This is a genomic window from Amycolatopsis sp. NBC_01307, assembly GCF_035975215.1.
Taxonomy (GTDB): domain Bacteria; phylum Actinomycetota; class Actinomycetes; order Mycobacteriales; family Pseudonocardiaceae; genus Amycolatopsis.
In genome coordinates this window covers 7916869-7937020 of sequence record NZ_CP108403.1, presented here as the reverse complement: position 1 = coordinate 7937020, position 20152 = coordinate 7916869, and the positions used below count along the sequence as shown (strand labels likewise).

Sequence of the window (20152 nt, the reverse complement as noted above, 5' to 3'; positions counted from 1 at the left end):
AGCCGGTCCGAGGTGCTGTCGAGGCGGGTTCGAGCCGTGGTCGACAGGCTCGGCGGCAGCCGAACGACCAGATGGAGGCCAGCATGTGTGGTATCGCCGGTTGGGTGGACTTCGGGCGTGACCTGTCCGGGGAACGCGCCACGATCGAAGCGATGAACGAGGCCCAGAAGCACCGCGGGACCAACGCCCGCGGGGTCTGGTGCTCCCGGAACGTCGCGATCGGGCACACCAGGACGTCGGTGATCGACCTGGCCGGCGGCGTTCAGCCGATGTTCGCGGAGGAGGACGGGCGCACGATCGCCGTGCTGACGTACTCCGGGGAGGTCTTCAACTTCAAGGAGCTGCGCAGCGAGCTCGAACGGCGGGGGCACCACTTCCGCACCCGCAGCGACACCGAGGTCGTGCTGCGGTCCTACCTCGAGTGGGGCGCCGACTGTGGCAAGCACCTCGAAGGCATGTACGCCTTCGGGGTCTGGGACCTGCGCACCGAGACGATGCTGCTCGTCCGGGACCGGTTCGGCATCAAGCCGCTGTTCTACAGCCTGCAGCCCGAAGGCGTCATCTTCTCGTCCGAGCCGAAGGCGCTGCTGACGCACCCGCTGACCAAGGCGGTCGTCGGGATCGAGGGCCTGCGCGAGGTCTTCTCGACGGCGAAGCTGCCGGGCGAGGCCGTGTTCCGCGACCAGGACCAGCTGCGGCCCGGGCACACGCTCGCGATCGGCCGCAACGGCGTCGTCGACCGGACGTACTGGGAGCTCGAAGCCAAGCCGCACACCGACGACCTGGACAACACCATCTCGCACACCCGGCAGCTGCTGGAGGACATCGTCCTCGGCCAGCTGACCGCCGACGTCCCGCTGTGCACACTGCTCTCCGGCGGCCTCGACTCCAGCGCCGTCACCGGGATCGCGGCCGGCTGGCTGAAGAAGAACGGCGAACGCGTCCGCAGCGTCACGACCACCTACGTCGGCTACAGCGAGAACTTCCGGCCGGACGACACCCGCGACACCGCGGACGGCCCGTTCGCCGACGAGGTCGCCCAGCACCACGGGGCCGAGCACATCCACCTCGTGCTCGACACCCGCGACCTGATGGACCCCGAGGTGCGGCTGGCCGCGCTCGTCGCGCAGGACATGCCGACCACGGCCGGCGACATGGACGCGTCGCACCTGCTGATGATGCGCGCGACCCGGGAGCACTCGGTCGTCGCGCTGACCGGCGAGGTCGGCGACGAGGTGTTCGGCGGCTTCCGCTGGATGCACGACGACGAGCTCGTGCGCTCGGGCACGTTCCCCTGGATCGCCAACGAGAAGCGGGTGCCGGGCTGCGTCAAGGGCCAGGGCCGTGGCTTGTTCGACGACGGCTTCCTCAAGAAGCTCGACATGGACGGTTACTACCGCGACAACTACGCCCAGGCACTGCGCGAAACCCCGCACCAGGAGGGCGAAAGCGAGTTCGAGGGCATCATGCGGAACGTCCGCTACGTCAAGCTGATGCGCTGGCTACCGATGCTGCTGGAACGCGGTGACCGGCTGGCCGCGGCGTGCGGGCTCGAGGCGCGGCTGCCGTTCCTCGACCACCGGCTCGTCGAGTACATGTACAACGCGCCGTGGGCGTTCCAGTCGTTCGACGGCCGCGAGAAGAGCATCCTGCGCGCCGCCGTGAAGGACCTGCTGCCGGAGTCGGTGTTCGAGCGGCGCAAGGCGCCCTACCCCGTCACGCAGGACCCGGCCTACACCGAAGCGCTGCACGGGCTGCTCGCCGAGACGCTCGCCGACCCGAACGCGCCGATCCGGCCGCTGCTGGACCAGGCGTCCGTCGACGAGGTCTTCCGGCACCCCAAGGGCGTTTCGCAGGACTGGCCGAGCCGGATGAACGTCGAGATGGCGCTGCAGTTCAACACCTGGCTCACGCACTACGGCATCACCCTCGACATCTGAACCACGCCGTCCGACCCGCGATCCGCGGAAGGAGCAAGCCGATGACCCAGACCCGGCCCAAGCCCGTGCCGATGACCCGGCGGTGCCCGCTGGCCCCGCCCGACGAGTACGCGCAGCTGCGCGAGGAGACCCCGGTCAGCGAGGTGGCCCTGCCGGACGGGAACACCGGCTGGCTGGTCACCCGCTTCGAAGACGTCACGACCGTGCTGGTGCACCCCGACGTGAGCGCCCAGCGGAAGTTCCAGACCTCGGTCACGTCGGTCACCCTCAGCCCCGAGGAGTACCTGGCGTCCGGGTTCGGCGTGTCGTTCATCGGGATGGACCCGCCGGACCACACGCACTACCGCAAGCTGATGACCGGGATGTTCACCGTGAAGCGGCTGAAGTCGCTGGTGCCGCGGATCGAGAAGATCGTCGACGACCAGCTGGACGTCCTGGTCGCCGGCGGCTCGCCCGCCGACCTGATCACGGACTTCGCGACGCCGGTGCCGTCGCTGGTCATCTGCGAGCTGCTCGGGATGCCGTACGAGGACAGCAAGCTGTTCCAGGAACGCACGCACGTCATCATGAGCCTCGAGCGGACCAAGGAAGGCCTGCTCGACGCCATGACCGGGATGTCCGACGACATGCGCGCGCTGGTCCACGAGAAGCGCGCGCACCCGGACGGCCGGCTGATGAGCAACCTCATCGAAGCCGTCCCGGACGACGGCGTCCCGCTCACCGACGACGAGCTGGTCGCCATCGGGAACCTGATGATGATCGCGGGCTACGAGACCACCGCGAACATGATCGGGCTCGGCGCGCTGACGCTGCTGCACTACCGCGAGCAGTGGGAAACCCTGTGCCGGCAACCGGAACTGGCCGAGCGCGCGGTCGAGGAGATCCTGCGGTACCTCACGGTCGGCCCGTTCTGCCTGCCGCGCACGGCGAAGACGGACCTCGAGCTCGGCGGCAAGCACATCCGCGCCGGCGACCCGATCCTGCTCTCGACCGAGTCGGCGAACTGGGACCCGGCGCAGTTCGAGCACCCCGAGGCGTTCGACGTCACCCGCAAGCCCAAGCGGCACGTCGGGTTCGCCTTCGGCGCGCACCAGTGCCTCGGCCAGGAGCTGGCCCGGATGGAGATGCGGATCGCGTTCGCCAAGCTGGCGCAGCGGCTGCCGGGGCTGCGGCTGGCCGTGCCGCTGGAGGAGATCCCGATGCGCACCGACATGCAGATCTACGGCGCGCACGAGGTCCCCGTCGTCTGGTAGGTCTGTCCGGTAGGTCCCGCTGGCAGTTCCCGCGACGAAGCAGTCGCCTCCGGCCCTTGTCGCTCGCACCGGCCGCCGGCCGGTGCGAGCGGCTTTTTTGTGTCCGGGCGGGGATTCGTGCGGCTTGGTCCCGGCGCCGGCTCGTGAGTGTTTAGGGCGGTTCTAACCGCCCTAAACACTCACGACAGCCGCGGCAGACCCTGGACTCGCGCCCGTCGCGCTCTGCCGCGCCGACGTCACTGATTGTAGTTTCGGATGAGTCGGACAACCTCTTGATCGACTTAATCAAACAAGTAGTTGACAGTGTGAGTCGCCTCGTTGATTATGAGTGCAGACGAGAGTTCACTGTGGGAAAAGGAGTACGTCGTGGAGAAGCACCCGCTCAGGTGGTGGGCACTGGCGGTCGCGGTTCTGGCCGTCCTGGTGGACATGATCGACAACCAGATCGTGGCGGTGGCGCTGCCCACCATCCAGCGGGAGCTGGGCACGGGGGATTCCGCGCTGCAGTGGATTTCGGCCGGGTACGCGCTGGGGTTCGCGCTCACCCTGATCACCGGTGGCCGCCTGGGTGACCGGTACGGCACCAAGAAGCTGTTCCTCGCCGGCATGGTCGTGTTCACGGCCGCGTCGCTGGCCGCCGGGCTGGCCGGGCACGTCGAGGTGCTGATCGCCGCGCGCGTGATCCAGGGTGTCGGGTCCGGGCTGATGGTGCCGCAGGTCCTGTCGTTCATCCACGCGGAGTTCGACGAGAAGGAACGCCCCAAGGCGATGACGTACTACGCCGGCGCGTTCCCGATCGGCGGACTCGCCGGGCCGCTGCTGGGCGGCGTGCTGACGCAGGCCGACCTGTTCGGCATCGGCTGGCGCGCGATCTTCCTGATCAACCTGCCCATCGGCGTGCTCGCGCTGGTCGGTGCGCTGATCACCATGCCGAGCCGGCCCGGGTTCTTCCGGCACCGCATGGACTTCAGCGGCCTGCTGCTGCTGACCGCGGGGCTCTTCGCGATCTTCTACCCGCTGGTGCAGGGTCGTGAGCTGGGCTGGCCGAAGTGGTCGATCTACCTGATGCTGGCCGCGATCCCGCTGCTCGCGATCTTCGCGCTGCACCAGCGGATCAAGGCCAAGCGCGGCGGCGAACCGCTGGTCCCGCCGGCGCTGCTGAAGTACCGCAGCCTCTCGGGCGGCCAGGCCGTCATGCTCTGCATCAACACCGCGGTCGGCGTCTTCTTCATCCTGACGCTGCACCTGCAGCTCGGGCTCGGGTTCTCGCCACTGCAGGCCGCGCTGACGTTCGCGCCGTCGACGATCGGCATCGTCGTCGGCAACGTCCTGGGCATGCAGCTGGCCCCGAAGCTCGGGCGGGCGTTCACCGCCGGGGCGATCGTGGTGCTGCTGGCCAGCCTGGTCGCGATCGCGGTACTGGTGCAGCAAATGGGTCACGACCTGAACGTGTGGGCGCTGCTGGCCCCGGTCATCGGCTTCGGGCTCGGCATGGGCGCGGTGCTGAACTCGCTGTTCGGCGTCTCGATGTCGGAGATCCAGATGCAGCAGGCGGGCGCCGCGTCCGGGCTGGTGAACACGACCGTCCAGCTCGGCACCGCGACCGGGATCGCGTTGTTCGGCACGGTGTTCTTCTCGCGGCTGGGCAGCGGGTTCGAGTCCGCCACGGTCAGCGCGATCGCGGTCAGCGTCGGCGTGCTGGTGCTGGCGTTGCTGTTCACGACCGCCCTGCCGGGCAAGAAGGCCGCGGGCCGGTCGGCCGCGGCCGCCGACGAGCACAAGGCCGGGGCCTCGGCGCGATGACCGAGCCGGGCAACCACGAGACAGCGGTGCTCATCGTGGGCGGGGGCATCACCGGCCTGTCCACGGCGCTCTTCCTCGCAAGGCTCGGGGTTCGCCCGATCCTGGTCGAACGGCACCCGTCCACGGCCCTGCTGCCCCAGGCGCGCGCGTTCAACCCGCGCTCCATGGAGATCTACCGCGCCCTGGGGCTCGCGGAGGCCATCCGGGACCGGACGTCGATCCTCACCGACATGCCCGACATGATCGGCGCGGACACCCTGGCCGGGCGGGAGCACTTCCGGTTCGACGTGCTCGCCCAGGCCCGGCCGCCGGCGTCCCTCAGCCCGGCGGACTGGGAGATGATCGACCAGGACGAACTGGAACGGATCGTGCGCGCCCGCGCCGAAAGCAGCGGCGCGGACGTGCGGTTCGGCACCGAACTGGTCGCGCTGACCGACGCCGGCGACGGCGTCACGGCGGTCGTGCGCGACCTGGAGACCGGCGTCCACCAACGGCTTCACGCCGATTACGTCGTCGCCGCCGACGGGCACCGCGCGGGGCTGCGCGAGCGGCTCGGCGTCGGCGCCGACGGGCCGGGCGTGCTCCTGGAGGTGGCGAACTTCGTGTTCGACGCCGACCTCGGGGCCGCGCTGCAGGGCCGCCGGTTCCTGCTCGCCTACCTGGACCGGCCGACGAAGGGCTCGACCCTGATCCCGCTGCGGGAGTTCGGGCGGTGGGCGCTCGCCGTGCCCTACCGGCCCGAGCTGGGCGAGAGCGTCGCCGACTTCACGCGGGAGCACTGCGTGGAGCTGGCGCGGCAGGCGATCGGCCTGCCGGACGTCGACATCCGGCTGGTGCCGTCGATGCCGGGGTCGGACCGGATCGTCACGACCACCACCATCGGCGGCTGGGTCGCCCGGCGCTACCGGACCGGGCGGGTGTTCTTCGCCGGCGACGCGGCGCACGTCGTGCCGCCGTCGGGCTCCTACGGCGCGAACACCGGCATCGCCGACGCGCACAACCTGGCGTGGAAGCTCGCCGCCGTGCTCGAAGACGGCGCCGGTGACGAGCTGCTCGACACCTACGAGGACGAACGGCGGCCGGTCGCCCGGCTGACGCTCGAAAGCGCGATGCAGCTGCTCCACGACCGCCACGAAGGCGCGGGCGACAAGACGAAGACCGATGACCTGGCCATGATCTTCGGGTACCGGTACCGCTCGTCGGCGGTCCTCGCCGGGACGGCCGGCGCGGGCCGGCCCGTCGAGGACCCGCGCACGCCCAGTGGCGAACCCGGGTTGCGGGCGCCGCACGTGCGGCTGGAGCAGGGCGGCGCCGGACTGTCCACACTGGACCTGTTCACCGGGTCGTTCACGGTGCTGGCCGGGCCGGCCGGGGTCGGCTGGGTCGCGGCGGCGAAGGCGGCCGCGGCGGCGCTCGGGCTCGCGGTGGACGTCCACCGCGTGGGTTTCGAGTTCGACGACCCGGACGACCGGTGGGCCGCGGCCTACGGCGTCACCGCCGGTGGCGCGGTCCTCGTGCGGCCGGACGGGTTCGTCGCCTGGCGGGCCGGGGAGCTGCCCCGCCACCCCGAGCAGGAGCTGCGGGCCGCGCTGGCCCGGGTGCTCGCGTTGCGCGAGGAGGATCGCCGCTGCGCAGGCTGATCAGTTCGCCGGCACGCCGTCCGGGCCGTGGGGGACCATCCCCGCGGCCCGGACGGTTCGTCGGCTCAGGTCCGGTTCGGCAAGCACGTCTTGGGAGCACGAGTTGTGTGCAACGCGCGAAGGGGGACCCGCCCGGCCGTCGAATCCGCCCGGCCGGGACGAGGTGCGGTGGCTGCCGGTCACGGACGAGCGCTGCGGCGACGACGGGTTCGCGGGCCCCGCGATCGGGGCCCTGCACCGGGTCGGTGACCTGGTCCCGGTGCCGGAGACGATCGTGCTGACCGCGCCCGTCCGGCACTGGCGGGACCGGGTGCGGCAGCGGCCCGCCGACCCGTTCGCGGAGTACGCGGGGCTGGTCGAAGAGCCGGTTTCGGTGCGGGCGTGGCAGATCCGGCCGCGGCGCTCGGACCTGCCGATCGGGCCGGTGTTCAACAACCTCGGCCCCGGCACGGTGGCCGAGGCGATGCTGGAGCTGCTGGCGCTCGCCGAAGACGGCGCCCGCGAGTTCCCGCGGCTGGCGTTCGCGCTGCAGCGCTTCACCGCGGCGGAGGCGAGCGCGCACGTCCACGCGGCGCCCGACGGCGAGCGCGTCCGGGTGCAGGCGTTCCTGGGGCTCGCCGAGCAGCTGTCCGAGCCCCTGCACCCGGACCTGATCGTGCTGGCGGGCCCGGAGCTCGCCGTTCGCGAGTACCGGGTGGCCGACAAGCCGACGGCGACGGTCGCCGCGGCCGGTGGCAGCCGGACGTCGACGGTCGCCGAGCTGCGCCGGCGCGCGCCGGCGCTGCGCGTGAAGACGGTGCAGCACCTCGGTTCGCTCGCCGTCGCGGCCGCCCGGCGGCTGGCCGTCCCGGTGGCCGCGGAGTTCGCCGTCACCGATGGCGAGGTGGCGTTGCTGCGGTGCCGCCCGGTGCCGTCGTGACCGGGGAGCTGGGTGCGGTGTTGCGGGTGGGTTCGGTCGCGGCCGCGCGCCGGCTGGATGTGCCGGTGGCTGCGGAGTTCGCGGTATCCAGGGCGAGGTGGCGTTGCCGCCCGGTGTCGCCGTGACCGGGGAGCTCGACGCCGTGTTCCGGCCGGTGCGGGCGGGCCGGGCGGTCGAGGAGACGATCGAGCGGCTGCGGCAGCTGGTGCGGCTCGGTGTCGTCGCCACGGGCTCGCGGCTGCCGGCCGAACGGGAGCTGGCCGAACGGCTCGCCGTCAGCCGCGTGACGCTGCGGGAAGCGTTGCGGGCGCTCGCTTCCGAGGGGTACGTCGAGTCCCGGCGGGGCCGCTACGGCGGCACGTTCGTCGTCGAGCGGCTGCCCGCGCCGGCCCGGACCGGCCGGCTCGACGCGGCCGGGCTGGACGACGTCCTGCGCCTGCGGCACGTGGTGGAGACGGGCGCGGCGGAGCTGGCGGCCGGACGGCGGCTGAGCTCGGCGGACCGGCGGCACCTGGTCACGACCTGCGCCGAGGCGGCCGCGGCGAGCCCGGCCGACCACCGGCGCCGGGACGCGCGGCTGCACCTGGCGATCGCGGAGGTCACCGCGTCCGGCTCGCTGACGACCGTGGTCGCCGACGTCCGGATGCGGCTCGCCGAGTGGCTCGACGGGATCCCGCCGGACCCGGAGCGTTCGCAGGCCCAGCACGCGGCGATCCTCGACGCGATCCTGGCGGGCGACCCACCCGCGGCCCGCGCGGCGATGGCGGCCCACGTCGAAGCGACGGCGGCCCGGCTGCGCGCGTCCCGGTCGTGAGTGGTTAGGGCGGTTCTAACCGCCCTAACCACTCACGACGGGTGGTGAGACGGGTGCCGGGGCGGTGGTGGACACGCCCCGGCACCCGGGGTCCTAACCGGCGAGCGCCGCGGCCAGCAGCGGGAACTCGTCGTCCGTCGGGGCCGTGATGCGCAGGCCCGGGACGCGGCCCGCCTGGTCGTCGCCGAAGACGCGGACCACCACGCCCGCCCGGACCAGCTCGTCGTAGTCGCGCTGCGGGTCGTCGGAGGCGACGAACCGGTAGTGCACCGGCGCGCCCTTGACGACGCCCGGGTAGCGGCGGACCAGCAAGGCCTCCATCGCCGCCGCGTTGACGAGCAGCCGCTCGCGGGTGCGTTCGGCCCAGGCCGTCTCCCGCAGGGCCGCGATCGCCACCACGGAGTCCACATAGGACAGTGGCCAGTTGAGGCGCTGGGCGGCGACGGCCGTCCGCAGGTCCTCGTTGACCGTCCACATGGCACCGGTGCGGGCGCCGGCGATGCCGAACAGCTTGTTCGGCGACGACAACACGACCACGTTGGACAGACCGGACCACGCCATCGACCGCCGGGTGCCGCCGCCGAGGAAGTCGACGTAGGCCTCGTCGACGATCAGCGTCGACGCCGGGTTCTCGCGGCACACCTCGGCCAGGTCGCCGGGCGGGATGTGCAGGCCCAGCGGGTTGTTCGGGTTCGACAGCACGACGTAGCCGTAGCGGGCCATGCCTTCGGCGACCCGCGCGAGCCGCGTCGCGACGGTGTCGATCTCGCCGGTCGCGGGCGGCAGGTGGTTGGTGAACCAGCGGATGCTGTCGGTGTAGTCCGGCGTCACCACGGCGATCCGGTCCGCCGGCAGCAGCCGCGCCAGCACCCGGATGAACTCGGTTATCCCGCGCCCCGAGACCAGCAGCTCGGGGTCCACCGTCAGGTAGTTCGCGTAGGTGGCCCGGAACAGCGAGTCGGCTTCGTAGGGGTGGGCGCGCAGCCGCTGGACGTCCAGCTCCCGCAGCGCGACGCGGACCGCGGACGGCGGCCCGTACCGGTTCACGCAGGTGCCCAGGTCCAGGTAGGTGTCGCCGGCGAGGCCCCGGAGATCTCCGCCCTGCCTGTGGATGGCGTCGTCGGAAAGACTCTTCATCACTTCCTGCCTTCTGGTGGCGGACGTCCGGTGCCGCCTCGTCAGGGTCCGCTGACCGTGCCAGGGGGCGGTCCAGCTTGGCTCGAACCGGGCTGACGCGGCGGGAATCCAGGTCGTCGCGAGTTGCGCACGAGTGCGCGTGGTGACCATCCGGGGGTTCGCAGAACCCCCGCCGAAACCAGGAAGGACCCACGATGACCGCTGCGTGGATTCGCAGACTCGCCCTCGTCTCCGGGGTGCTGACCGTCGTCGGGCTCAGCACCCCGGCCGCACTCGCCGACACTTCGCACGCGCGGGGGACCCAGTACTACGTCGACTGCGCCGGCGGCCACGACTCGGCGTCCGGGCTCGGGGCCGGACAGGCGTGGAAGACGCTGGCCAAGGTGAACTCCGTCGTGCTCCAGCCGGGCAGCCGGATCACGTTCAAGCGCGGGACGACGTGCGACGGCACGTTCGCGCCGAAGGGCTCCGGCACCGCCGGCCGGCCGATCACCACCGGCACCTACGGCTGGGGCGCCAAGCCGAAGATCGACGCGCACGGCGCGCTCGCCGCGGTGCTGCTGCACAACGTCGAGGGCTGGGAGGTGCGCGACCTCGACGTCAGCAACCAGGGCCCGACGCCGGGCGACAACGACGTGCGCATCGGCGTCTTCCTCCAGCTCGAGGACTTCGGCGTCGCGCACCACCTCGTCGTCTCGGGTGTCGACGTCCACGACGTCAACGGCTGCGACTGCCGCAACCCGCACACCCCGGACGTCAGCGGCGCCATCGTCGTCAAGGCGGGCGGCACGGCCAAGCCGAGCGGCTTCGACGACGTCGTCATCGAGAACAACACGCTGCGGCACGTCGACCGCCAGGGCATCGCGACGTCGTCCGACTGGGAGAAGCGCGCGCAGTACCCCGACGGCCGCGGCACGACGTACGTCCCGATCACCCGGCTGCGCATCGCGCACAACTACGGCGAGGACATCGGCGGCGACGCGGTCGGCGTCTACAACGCGACGAACGCCGTGGTCGAGTACAACACCTTCCGCGGCTGGGCCGAGCGCGCGCCGTCCTACACCGCCGCGCTCAGCGCGTTCAACGCCGACGGCACGGTGTTCCGCTACAACGAGGTCTCCTACGGCCACGGCTCCGGCCCGCTGCCCTCGGCGGCGTACATGACCGAGCACGCGAACCTCGACACGGTGTTCGAGCACAACCTCAGCCGCGAGAACCAGGGCGGCATGCTGGTGGTCTGCGCCGACGCTGGCCGCCCGACGGACCGCACCACGGTCCGCTACAACATCAGCCAGAACGACTTCTCCAACGGCTACTACCCGGACTTCAACGGCGGTACCGACCCGGTCGGCGTCATCACGGTGATCTGCCTGGAGACCGGGCGCGTGCAGGTGTACGGCAACACGATCTACGCCCCGAACGCCGAGCGGCTGCTGATGAACTACACCACCGACCCGCTGGAGTTCACCGACAACATCTTCGTCGGGCGCGCGGGCGGGTCGGCGTTCAGCGACGCGTACGGGACCTACGACCACAACCTGTACCGGAACGTCACGACCGTGCCGGCCGGTGACGCGCACGCCGTCGTCGCGGACCCGAAGTTCACCGCGCCGGGCCTGGCGGCCGACCGCCAGGACGCCACCGGCTACCGGCTGCGCGGTGGTTCGCCGGCGCTGTCGGCGGGTGCGGCCAACCCGGGTGTGCGGGACTACTTCGGTTACCCGGTCCCGCCGGTGCGCCCGAACATCGGCGCGTACGCCGGTCCCGCGGTCCGATGAGCCGGCGGGTCCTCGTCGTCGGGGCCGGGATCGGCGGGCTCTGCCTGGCGCACGGGTTGCGGCAGGCCGGCGTCGACGTCGTGGTGCACGAACGCGACGAGACGCCGGCCCCGCGGCACCGGCTGCGGATCACGCCGGACGGCGAGCGGGCGTTCCGCGCCTGCCTGCCGCCGGCGGTGCGGGACCGGTTCGTCGCGACGTCCATGCGCTACACGAAGGGCATGGCCGCCTACGACGAACACCTTGTACAGCAATGGGAACACCACGACGAGGACGACGGGGACCTCGACCGCGTCGACGCCGTCGACCACCGGACGCTGCGCGAGGTGCTGCTGGCCGGGCTCGGCGACGTCGTCCGGCCCGGTTCGTCGTTCAGCCACCACGCGTTGACGGCGTCGGGCGGGGTGCGCGCGTACTTCCGCGACGGCACCTCCGACGCGGGTGACGTCCTGGTCGCCGCGGACGGGACGGACTCCGCGGTGCGCGCGGCGTGGCGACCCGGCGACGAGCCCCGCGACCTCGGCGTCCGCGCGATCGTCTCGCGGATCCCGATGGCGAAGGCGATCAAGGGCGGGCTGCCGGAGTTCATGCACGACCGGTTCACGTCGGTCGTCAGCTCCGGCGGCGTCAGCTTCGGGTTGCTGCCCATGGTGTTCCGGCCGGGCGCCGACGCCGAGGACTACTACACGGCGGTGTTCAACACGCACCGCGCGCACCTCGGGATCGCCGACGACGTCCTGTTCGGGCTGCCCGGCGCCGCTCTGCGGGAGGTGCTGCTGAACCGGACCGCGGACTGGCACCCGGACCTGCACGGGCTGTTCGCGCACGCGGAGCCGGCGGAGACGCACGTGCTGGCCCTGCGGGCCACCGCGCCGGGTCCGGCGTGGGGCCAGGGGCCGGTGGTCCCGCTGGGCGACGCGGCGCACACGATGCCGCTGTCGGGCGGGGCCGGGGCGAACGTCGCGGCCCAGGACGCGGCGGCGTTGTGCCGGGTCCTGACGATGCCGGGCTCACTGGCCGAAGGCCTGGCGGGCTACCAGGCGGACGTCACCCGCCGCGGCACGTCGGCGATCGCCGAGTCGGTCCGCATGGCCCAAGCCTCGATGCGCCTGGACTGGGAGTACTGAGTTCGAACGCCGTGAGGGGCACCTTCAGGGACACCACGTCCCTGAAGGTGCCCCTCACGGCGTTGCGGCGCGCGGGGATGGCGGGCGCGCCACCTCGTTGTGGGGTAACGGGTCGCGCACCGCACCGGGGGGTAGCGGTGCGGTGCGCGATCCTCTTTCACCGGGGAGGCTGGGGGTCAACCCCGGTTCGGCGCGACGGCCACCCGCCCGGCCTCGTGGCACAGGGGCTGGTAGGCGTCGCCGGTCGTGACGGCCAGTGCCGGCTGCGGCTCGGTGCGGGCCGCTCCCAGGAGCTCCGCCTCCAGGTGCAGCCGGCGGCCGATGTCGCGGAAGGTCGGCAGCATGCGGTAGTGGTGTTCCTCCGTGTGGTCGGCCGCGTGCTCGAACTCCAGCAGGTGCAGGTTCACCAGGTCGTCCAGCAGGGTCTCCGCCAGGCAGCCGTCGAGGTTCAGCACCGCCGACGCGGCCGCCAGCGACAGGCTCCCGGCGTCGGAGGTGCTCAGCGTGCGGAACGCCCAGCGCACCTCCGGCGTCGCGACGCGGTAGCTGAGCGACACGCTCGAGCGCAGGTCGAACGGGTCGTCCGCGCCCGTCGCGGCCCAGTCCGCCGCCCGCCGCACCGGCCAGTGCGGGCGGTGCCGCAGCCGGGTCGCCGCCGCGTGCAGCGCCAGCGGCAGGCCGTCGCAGCGGGCGACCAGCGCGCGGGTGCCGTCCGGGTCCTGAGCGAGCCGCTCCGGGCCGACCAGCCCGCTCAGCACCCGGACGCCGTCCGCGCCGCTCAGCGGGCTCAGGCTGACCACCGTCGTCACCGACGGGTCCGACAGCTGCATCCGGCTCGCGACGACGACCGCGCACCCGCGGCCCGCGGGCAGCAGCGGCGCGAGCTGGTGGTCGTCCAGCACGTCGTCGAGCACCACCAGCACACGGCGGTCGGCCGTCCAGGTGCGGAACTGGGTGCTGCGTTCCGCGACCGAGCCGGCGATCCGGTCGCCCGGGACGCCGATCGCGCGCAGGAACCCGGCCAGCACCGTGCCCGGGTCGACCGGCTGCCCGGCGGCGTCGGCCAGGCTCGCGTGGAACTGCCCGTCCGGGAACTTCTCCCGCACGTCGTGGCCCGCGTGCACGCACAGCGCCGTCTTGCCCGATCCCGGCGGGCCGTCGACGGTGACGACCGCCGGGCCCCGCCGGTCCGGCGCGGTGACGGCGGTGACGACCGTGTGCAGCTCGCTGTCCCGGCCGACCAGCCCAGGCCCGGCTGGTGGCAGCTGACGCGGCGGTTCCGGCCGCGCCACCTGCCGCCGGACCTGGGCCGGGACGGCGTCGAGGCTGCCGTTGGCGGCCAGCACCGCGCGGTGGACGCGCTGCAGTTCCGCGCCCGGGTCGAGGCCCAGCTCGTCGGCCAGCGCCGAGCGGGTCCGTTGATAGACGCCCAGCGCTTCGGAGCGCCGGCCGGAGCGGTAGAGCGCCAGCATCAGCTTGGCCTGGAAGCCCTCGTGCGTCGGCTGCTGCGCCGCCAGCCGGGTGAGCTCGCCCAGCACCTCCTGGTGCCGGCCGAGCTGCAGCGCGGCGTCGATCCGGTGCTCCAGGGCGTTCTTGCGCATCTCGTCGAGCCGCAGCACCTCGGCCTGCAGCACCGGCCCGGGGTTGAGGTCGACGAGCGCGGAGCCGCGCCAGAGCCGCAGCGCGCCGTCCAGGGTGTGGAAGGCCGCCTCCGCGTCCCCGGCGTCGAGCTCGGTCCAGCCCTGCGTCGCCTGGCGCTCGAAGTGGCTCGAGTCCAGGGCGTCGCGGTCCACCGCGAGCATGTAGCCACCGGAGAGGGTGAGCAGCACGGGCTGCCCGTCGTCACGGCGGACGCGTGCCGACGGCCGCTGCGCCGGGTCCAGCTCCAGCAGCTTCCGCAGCTGGTAGACGTAGGTCTGCAGGGTCGTCTTGACGCTGGTCGGCGGGTTCTCCTCCCAGAGTTCCTCGATGAGCTGTTCGGTCCGGACGATGTGGTTAGCGGACACGGCGAGCAGGCTGAACACGCGCTGGAGCTTCGGCGCGGACGGCGTGATGGGCACCCCGTCGCGTACGACCTCCAACGGGCCGAGAACCTTGACGCACAACATCTGCATCCTCCAAGTATCGATGCGGCGTGGTCCGCTCCCCGTCGGATGACACCGCTCCCCAGTCCCCAGGTTTGCCCGCATCCCGAACCGGGTATGAACCAGTCGGGTGCGGGCTTCTGCCCACCATGGCCGGGTCCGCTGGACGAGCATTAGCAGAGCGCTGACGCCGCCTTGGGAATGTCAGCCTATCGTGCAAGGTTTTCGTAGCTCCAGGTGCATTCTAGTGACCGGCGGTCACTTTCTGGTCGAAGAGCGCACGATAGAAGGGGTGATCGGGATGCAATACTCCCGGCGAAATTCACCTGATCGGCCCGCATCGTTCTGACCTGGGGCGACGTAGATCGTGAGCAAGGCGTACGACTTCGGCCCGCACCCGGCCGCGGATTTCCCGTCGGCCGCCGAGCGGATTTTCCCGCGACGGGAACGGCACGCGCGCGCGTATTGCCGAGGGGTCATGAATGAATTCGAGGACGCGATTGCCGCTCGACGCGAAATGGTCGCGGAGCGGTCGCTCGACTCGTTTCCAGGACTGCTGCCACGCAATTCCGGAGGCGGCTCGCGGGCGTCCCGGTGCAGTTCACGGGGGCGCGAGAAAGCGCTGTCTTCGGTTGTCCACGGCGGCCGTGAGTGGTTGCTCCCGTGCCGGGTGGGCGGTGTTGCCGGTGTGTCTCTCACCATAGTCAGGGACTTGCCTCACTGTGTCAACCGTCTGTTTCATTAAGTCGATCAGCCAGTTGAGGTGGTTGGGCGCATGTATAGTCGCCGGTGTGACCGCGTCGTCGAAGCCCCGCCGTTCGCCGAAGCCGCAGGAGCGGCAGCGGGATCCGGACCGCACGCGCCGGCTGATCCTGGAAGCGGCCGTCGCGGAGTTCGCCGCGCACGGGTACGCGGGCGCGCGCATCGCGGCGATCGCGTCGCGCGCGGGCGTGAACCAGCAGCTCATCTCGTACTACTTCGACGGCAAGGAAGGCCTGTACCAGGCCATGTCGGAGGGCTGGGGCCAGCGTGAGAGCGAGCTGGTGGCGCCCGGCACCCCGCTGTCGGAGCAGCTGCGCCGCTACGTCCTGGAGGTGCTGACGTCCCGGGACGGCATGCGCCTGCTGGCGTGGTCGGGCCTGGAGTACGGCGGCCCGGACACCGACCCGGACCACGCGCCGCGGTCGGCCCGGCTGGGCGGCACGGTGGACCAGGTGGCCGAGCTGCAGAAGTCCGGTCAGCTCCCCGAGTGGGTGGATCCCGCCTGCCTGACGGTGATGCTGATGGCCGCGGCGATGGCGCCGGTGACCCTGCCGCACGTCATCGAGGGCGTGGCGCAGCAGGACCCGGAGTCCCCGGAGTTCGTCAAGCAGTACGCCGACCAGCTCGCGCGCTTGATCGAATACCTGAACCCCGACAAATCGTGACAACCGGTCGTGAGTGGTAATGAGGGTTAGAACCCTCATTACCACTCACGACTTGTTCGTGGGCACGGGAAAGAGCGGTGGCGCCGCGAACCCGCACCACCGCTCCTTCTCCTCCCTCAGGCGCCGGCCGCTCCCGGCCGGGCCAAGACCATCGCGCTCTGGAAGCCGCCGAAACCGCTGCCGACCGTGAGAACCACGTCCATCTCGTGCTCGCGCGCGGTCAGCGGGACGTAGTCCAGGTCGCACTCCGGGTCGGCCTCGTGCAGGTTCGCCGTCGGCGGGACCACCTGGCGGTCGAGCGCCAGGGCGCACGCCGCCACCTCCAGCGAGCCGATCGCGCCGAGCGAGTGCCCGATCATCGACTTGATGGAGCTGACCGGGACCTCGTACGCCCGCTCCCCGAGACTGCGCTTGAACGCCGCCGTCTCGTGGCGGTCGTTCTGCTTGGTCCCCGAACCGTGGGCGTTGATGTAGTCGACGTCCGCCGGCGCCAGCCGCGCGTGGTCCAGCGCGACCCGGATCGCCTCCGCCATCTCCCGGCCGTCCGGCTTGAGGCCGGTCATGTGGAAGGCGTTGCTGCGCCCGGCGAACCCGACGATCCGCGCGTACTCGCGAGCCCCGCGCCGCAGCGCGGCCGACGTCTCCTCGAGCACCAACACCGCGGACCCCTCGCCGAGCACGAACCCGTCGCGCCGCGCGTCGAACGGCCTCGACGCGTGCTCGGCGTCGTCGTTGTTCGCCGACGTCGCGCGGATCGCGTCGAAGCACGCCGAGGTGATCGGCGACAGCGGCGCGTCCGTGGCGCCGGCGAGCACGACGTCCGCCGAGCCCTCCTCGATCAGCGCCACACCGTGGCCGACCGCGTCGAGCCCCGACGTGCAGCCCGTCGACACCAGCGCCGTCGGGCCCTCGGCCGCCACCTCCCACGCGACCTCGACGGCCAGCGTGCTCGGCACCATGTAGCCGTAGAGGTGCGGGACGCCGTAGGTGTGGTCGACCAGCCAGTGCTTGCCCTCGTCGGCGAGCACGGCGTACTCCTCCTCCAGGCCCATCGTGCAGCCGACGGCGCTGCCGATGCTGACCGCGATCCGCCCGGGGTCCAGGCCCGTGAGGTCGAGGCCGCTGTCGGCCACCGCCTCCCGGGTGCACACCGTGGCGAACTGCGCGGCCCGGTCCATCCGCCGCACCTGCTGCGCCGACAAGCCCGCGGCCCGCGGGTCGAAGTCCACCTCCGCCGCGATCTTCGAGCGGAAACCGGTGGCGTCGAACAGGCTGATCCGGCGGGTCGCGGTGCGCCCGGCGCTCAGCAGTGCCCAGAACGGTTCCCGGCCGACCCCGCCGGGCGCCACCACACCGATCCCGGTGATGGAGACGCTCCGGGTCACGAAGCACCCCCGACCGCCGGGTTCGGGGCGTCCGGGCGCTGCGGGTCCTCCGTGTCGACGTGGCCGAGCTCCGGCCGCGGCGCCAGCGGCGACAGGTGGAACACGCCGCGCGCCTCGACGTCGCCGACGTTGACCAGCCGGTGCCGCACGCCGATCGGGACCATCAGTGAGTCACCCGGGCCGAGCCGCACCGCGACGCCGTCGAGCGTCATCTCCAGCTCACCTTCGACGACGTGCAGGAACTCCTCGGAGTACGGGTGGTAGTGCTCGGTGACGTGCTCGCCCGCGCCGAGGATGAGGAAGCCGCCGAAGCCGGACGTCGAGCCGACCGTCTTCGGGCTGAGCGTCACGCGGATGTCGCCGCCGCGGCGCTGGTTCGGGGCCGCCTCGGCGACGTTGACCTTCACCCTGTCCACTGTGGTCATCGAACCCGGCCTTCCTCGGGAGTCCAGACGTAGAACGGGGACGCCATCGCGTCCTTCGGTTCCTTCCAGCCGGGGTCGTACGGCGAGACGAGCTCGGCGAGCTTGGTGTTGATGTCGCTGTACAGCTCCGTGCCGCGCGCCTTGTACAGGCTGGGGTTGATGTCCTGGTCCGCCTCGACGAGGTGGAAGTACAGGTCGTGGAAGTTGAAGAGGGTCCGCCGCGAGACGCCGACCATGCGCGGCAGGTCGGTGGCGTCGGACTCGGCGAAGACGTCCGCGATCCGTTCGGGTGAGTCGGTCTTGAGCTTCGCGACGATCAGGGTGCGGTGCACGTTCTCGCCTCCTGGCAACGTGGTGGTACGGGACGCTTCATGTTCCGGGCCGCCGGTGTAGCCCGGCTCGAATTCACCACGGAATCCGCTTGCCCGACCGCAGAAACGCGCCCGTCGGGCCGTCGTCGGGCAGGGTCGCGACGTCGGCGATGTCGACGGCGGCGTCTTCGGGACCGCGTTGCGCGCTGGGCACCATGCGCGTGCGGACCTGCCCGGGGTTGACGGCGTTGACCAGCACGCCGGTGCCCTCGATCTCCCGCGCCAGCATGGTGGTCAGGCCGTTCACCGCGGTCTTCGACAGCGAGTACGCCGGCGCGCCCAGCCACAGCCCCAGGTCGAACGACCCGGTGGCGCTGGAGAGGAACACGACACGCCCCCAGCCGCGGCGCACCATCGCGGGCAGGAACGCCTGCGCGGTGCGCCAGCCGCCGAGCAGGTTCACCGAAAGCGTTTGCTCGACGAGCTCGAGCGGCACGGTCAGCGGGTTCTGGCCGCCGTCGAGCAGGACGCCGGCGTTGCACACCAGCACGTCCACCTCGGTCAGCTCGGCGGCGGCCCGCGCCACGCTCGCGGGATCGGTGACGTCGAGGGCGTACGGCCGCGCGCCGATCTCGGCGGCGGCTTTGGCGGCGGCGTCGAAGTCCCGCGCGGTCATGATGACGTCGAGCCCCCGGCCGGCCAGCTCGGCGGCGACGGCCTGGCCGAGCCCCCGGTTGGCCCCGGTGATCAGGGCGGTGCGTTGTGCGGCCACGGTGTTCCTCCGCTGTCGGTGGTCGTTCCGCCGCGATGGTCGCGGCCGCTGCTCGATCCGCGCTGGGGTGCCGGTCGTTCGAGTCAGGCTTCAGAACGCGGTGCCACCGTCGTCGCCGAGACGGCCGTCGGCGAGAAGCACAGGAGGAACGGACATGCGGGTGGTGTTCACGACGTGGGCCTGGCCGACGCACCTGTACGCGCTGGCGCCGCTGGCCTGGGCGTGCCGGGCGGCCGGCCACGAGGTGCTGTTCGCGAGCCAGCCCGGGCTGGCCGGGGAGATCCGGCGGGCCGGGCTGACCGCGGCGCGGGTCGGCGCCGACGTCGACACCGCGGGGATCGTGCGGGAGTACCTGCTGCCGACCGTGCCCGGGGCCGCGTCGCCGGCGAAGAGCGGCAAACCCCGTGCGGTGCGGCTGTTGCTGGAGCACGCCGAGTCCATGGTGGACGATCTGGCCGAGCTGGTCCGCGACTGGCGCGCCGACCTCGTCGTCTACGACCCGACGGCGCTGGCCGGCCCGCTCGCCGCCGCGGCCGCCGGCGTTCCCGCCGTGCGCCACCTCTACGGCGCCGACCTGCTTTCGCGGGTGAGCGGCGTGCTCGCCGAGGCGTTCGCGCCGCTGGCCGCCCGGTTCGGCGGCCTGCCCTTCGACGCCGCCGGCGCCGCGACGATCGACCCGGTGCCGGCGAGCATGCAGGTGCCGGGCGAGCACCGGCGGCTGCCCGTGCGGTACGTCCCGGTCAACGGCCCGGCCACGCCGCCGCGCGGGTTCCGCATCGGCCGTGACCGGCCGCGGGTCTGCGTCAGCTGGGGCCACACGATCGCGAAGGTCGACCCGCGGCGGTTCCTCGTCGACCGGGTCGTCGCCGCGACGGCGGACCTCGACGTCGACGTCGTGCTGGCGGTTTCTTCGGCGCAACGTCCGCTGCTCGGGCCGCTGCCGGGCCACGTCCACGTGCTCGTCGACGAGCCCCTGCAGCCGATCCTGGCCGGCTGCGACCTGCTGGTCGGCCACGGCGGCGCGAGCAGCCTGCTGACGTCGTTGCACGAAGGCGTCCCGGTGCTGCTGGTGCCGCAGCTGCCCGACCACGCCGGGCACTCGGCGCGGGCCGGGGCGCGCGGGGCCGGCGTGGTCGTGGGGATCGCCGACGCGACGGCCGACGTGCTGCACGACCACATCGTGCGGCTGATCGCCCCCGGCACACCGCAGCGGACGGCGGCCCGGGAGGTCGCGGCGGAGATGCGCGAGCAGCCGTCGCCGTCGAAGGTCGCCGCCGCGCTGGAAACCCTGACCGGCCCGGTCCTCAATCGTCCGTAGTGGACTGTCCATAGGAGAC

Annotated in this window: 16 protein-coding genes; 10 read left to right on the top strand and 6 right to left on the bottom strand. The window is 72.2% G+C overall.

All coding sequences use genetic code 11. From position 1 onward, the window contains the following. Positions 1-71: 71 nt before the first annotated feature. From asnB to OG439_RS34755, 6 genes are all read left to right on the top strand, one after another. Entirely contained in the window at positions 72-1940 is a 1869-nt protein-coding gene (gene asnB, locus OG439_RS34780) for an asparagine synthase (glutamine-hydrolyzing) (protein WP_326944873.1), read from the top strand. A gap of 41 nt (positions 1941-1981) precedes the next feature. Continuing rightward, positions 1982-3193, top strand: a complete 1212-nt coding sequence (locus OG439_RS34775; RefSeq protein WP_326944872.1) for a cytochrome P450 — start codon at positions 1982-1984, stop codon at positions 3191-3193. Positions 3194-3559: 366 nt separating this feature from the next. Further along, the gene (locus OG439_RS34770) at positions 3560-4996 is read left to right on the top strand and encodes an MFS transporter (protein WP_326944871.1); all 1437 of its coding nucleotides are present in this window, start codon (positions 3560-3562) and stop codon (positions 4994-4996) included. Continuing rightward, positions 4993-6636, top strand: a complete 1644-nt coding sequence (locus OG439_RS34765; RefSeq protein WP_326944870.1) for an FAD-dependent oxidoreductase — start codon at positions 4993-4995, stop codon at positions 6634-6636. The genes OG439_RS34770 and OG439_RS34765 overlap by 4 nt, the downstream gene beginning before the upstream one ends. A 163-nt stretch (positions 6637-6799) precedes the next feature. Further along, positions 6800-7555 carry a PEP/pyruvate-binding domain-containing protein gene (locus OG439_RS34760; RefSeq protein WP_326944869.1) on the top strand — a complete coding sequence of 252 codons (756 nt, stop codon included), beginning with the start codon at positions 6800-6802 and terminating at the stop codon, positions 7553-7555. Between the two features lie 97 nt (positions 7556-7652). Then, complete coding sequence (locus OG439_RS34755) at positions 7653-8369, top strand: FadR/GntR family transcriptional regulator (protein WP_326944868.1); 717 nt, start codon at positions 7653-7655, stop codon at positions 8367-8369. Between the two features lie 93 nt (positions 8370-8462). Here OG439_RS34755 and OG439_RS34750 read toward each other — a convergent pair whose 3' ends face one another. After that, positions 8463-9506 carry an aminotransferase class I/II-fold pyridoxal phosphate-dependent enzyme gene (locus OG439_RS34750; RefSeq protein ID WP_326944867.1) on the bottom strand — a complete coding sequence of 348 codons (1044 nt, stop codon included), beginning with the start codon at positions 9504-9506 and terminating at the stop codon, positions 8463-8465. Between the two features lie 194 nt (positions 9507-9700). On the opposite strand from OG439_RS34750, the gene OG439_RS34745 reads away from it, so the two are divergent. Together OG439_RS34745 and OG439_RS34740 are read left to right on the top strand one after the other, a co-directional pair. After that, the gene (locus tag OG439_RS34745; protein ID WP_326944866.1) at positions 9701-11284 is read left to right on the top strand and encodes a hypothetical protein; all 1584 of its coding nucleotides are present in this window, start codon (positions 9701-9703) and stop codon (positions 11282-11284) included. Continuing rightward, positions 11281-12411, top strand: a complete 1131-nt coding sequence (locus OG439_RS34740) for an FAD-dependent oxidoreductase (protein ID WP_326944865.1) — start codon at positions 11281-11283, stop codon at positions 12409-12411. The genes OG439_RS34745 and OG439_RS34740 overlap by 4 nt, the downstream gene beginning before the upstream one ends. Positions 12412-12587: 176 nt before the next feature. On the opposite strand, the gene OG439_RS34735 is transcribed toward OG439_RS34740, so the two are convergent. After that, positions 12588-14525, bottom strand: coding sequence for an AfsR/SARP family transcriptional regulator (locus OG439_RS34735; RefSeq protein ID WP_326944864.1), 1938 nt, complete (start codon positions 14523-14525; stop codon positions 12588-12590). Between the two features lie 761 nt (positions 14526-15286). Here OG439_RS34735 and OG439_RS34730 point away from each other — a divergent pair. Further along, positions 15287-15922 carry a TetR/AcrR family transcriptional regulator gene (locus OG439_RS34730; RefSeq protein ID WP_247058719.1) on the top strand — a complete coding sequence of 212 codons (636 nt, stop codon included), beginning with the start codon at positions 15287-15289 and terminating at the stop codon, positions 15920-15922. Positions 15923-16038: 116 nt separating this feature from the next. On the opposite strand, the gene OG439_RS34725 is transcribed toward OG439_RS34730, so the two are convergent. From OG439_RS34725 to OG439_RS34710, 4 genes are all read right to left on the bottom strand, one after another. After that, positions 16039-17307 (bottom strand): beta-ketoacyl-[acyl-carrier-protein] synthase family protein, encoded by a 1269-nt coding sequence (locus OG439_RS34725; RefSeq protein WP_326944863.1) that lies wholly within the window; start codon positions 17305-17307, stop codon positions 16039-16041. Then, positions 17304-17732 carry a cupin domain-containing protein gene (locus OG439_RS34720; RefSeq protein ID WP_326944862.1) on the bottom strand — a complete coding sequence of 143 codons (429 nt, stop codon included), beginning with the start codon at positions 17730-17732 and terminating at the stop codon, positions 17304-17306. Before OG439_RS34720 ends, OG439_RS34725 begins: the two co-directional genes overlap by 4 nt. Further along, positions 17729-18064 (bottom strand): TcmI family type II polyketide cyclase, encoded by a 336-nt coding sequence (locus tag OG439_RS34715; protein ID WP_326944861.1) that lies wholly within the window; start codon positions 18062-18064, stop codon positions 17729-17731. The genes OG439_RS34720 and OG439_RS34715 overlap by 4 nt, the downstream gene beginning before the upstream one ends. Before the next feature lie 73 nt (positions 18065-18137). Further along, complete coding sequence (locus OG439_RS34710) at positions 18138-18815, bottom strand: SDR family NAD(P)-dependent oxidoreductase (RefSeq protein ID WP_326944860.1); 678 nt, start codon at positions 18813-18815, stop codon at positions 18138-18140. Positions 18816-18969: 154 nt separating this feature from the next. Here OG439_RS34710 and OG439_RS34705 point away from each other — a divergent pair, with 154 nt between their 5' ends. Next, positions 18970-20133 carry a nucleotide disphospho-sugar-binding domain-containing protein gene (locus OG439_RS34705; protein WP_326944859.1) on the top strand — a complete coding sequence of 388 codons (1164 nt, stop codon included), beginning with the start codon at positions 18970-18972 and terminating at the stop codon, positions 20131-20133. Positions 20134-20152 lie beyond the last annotated feature (19 nt).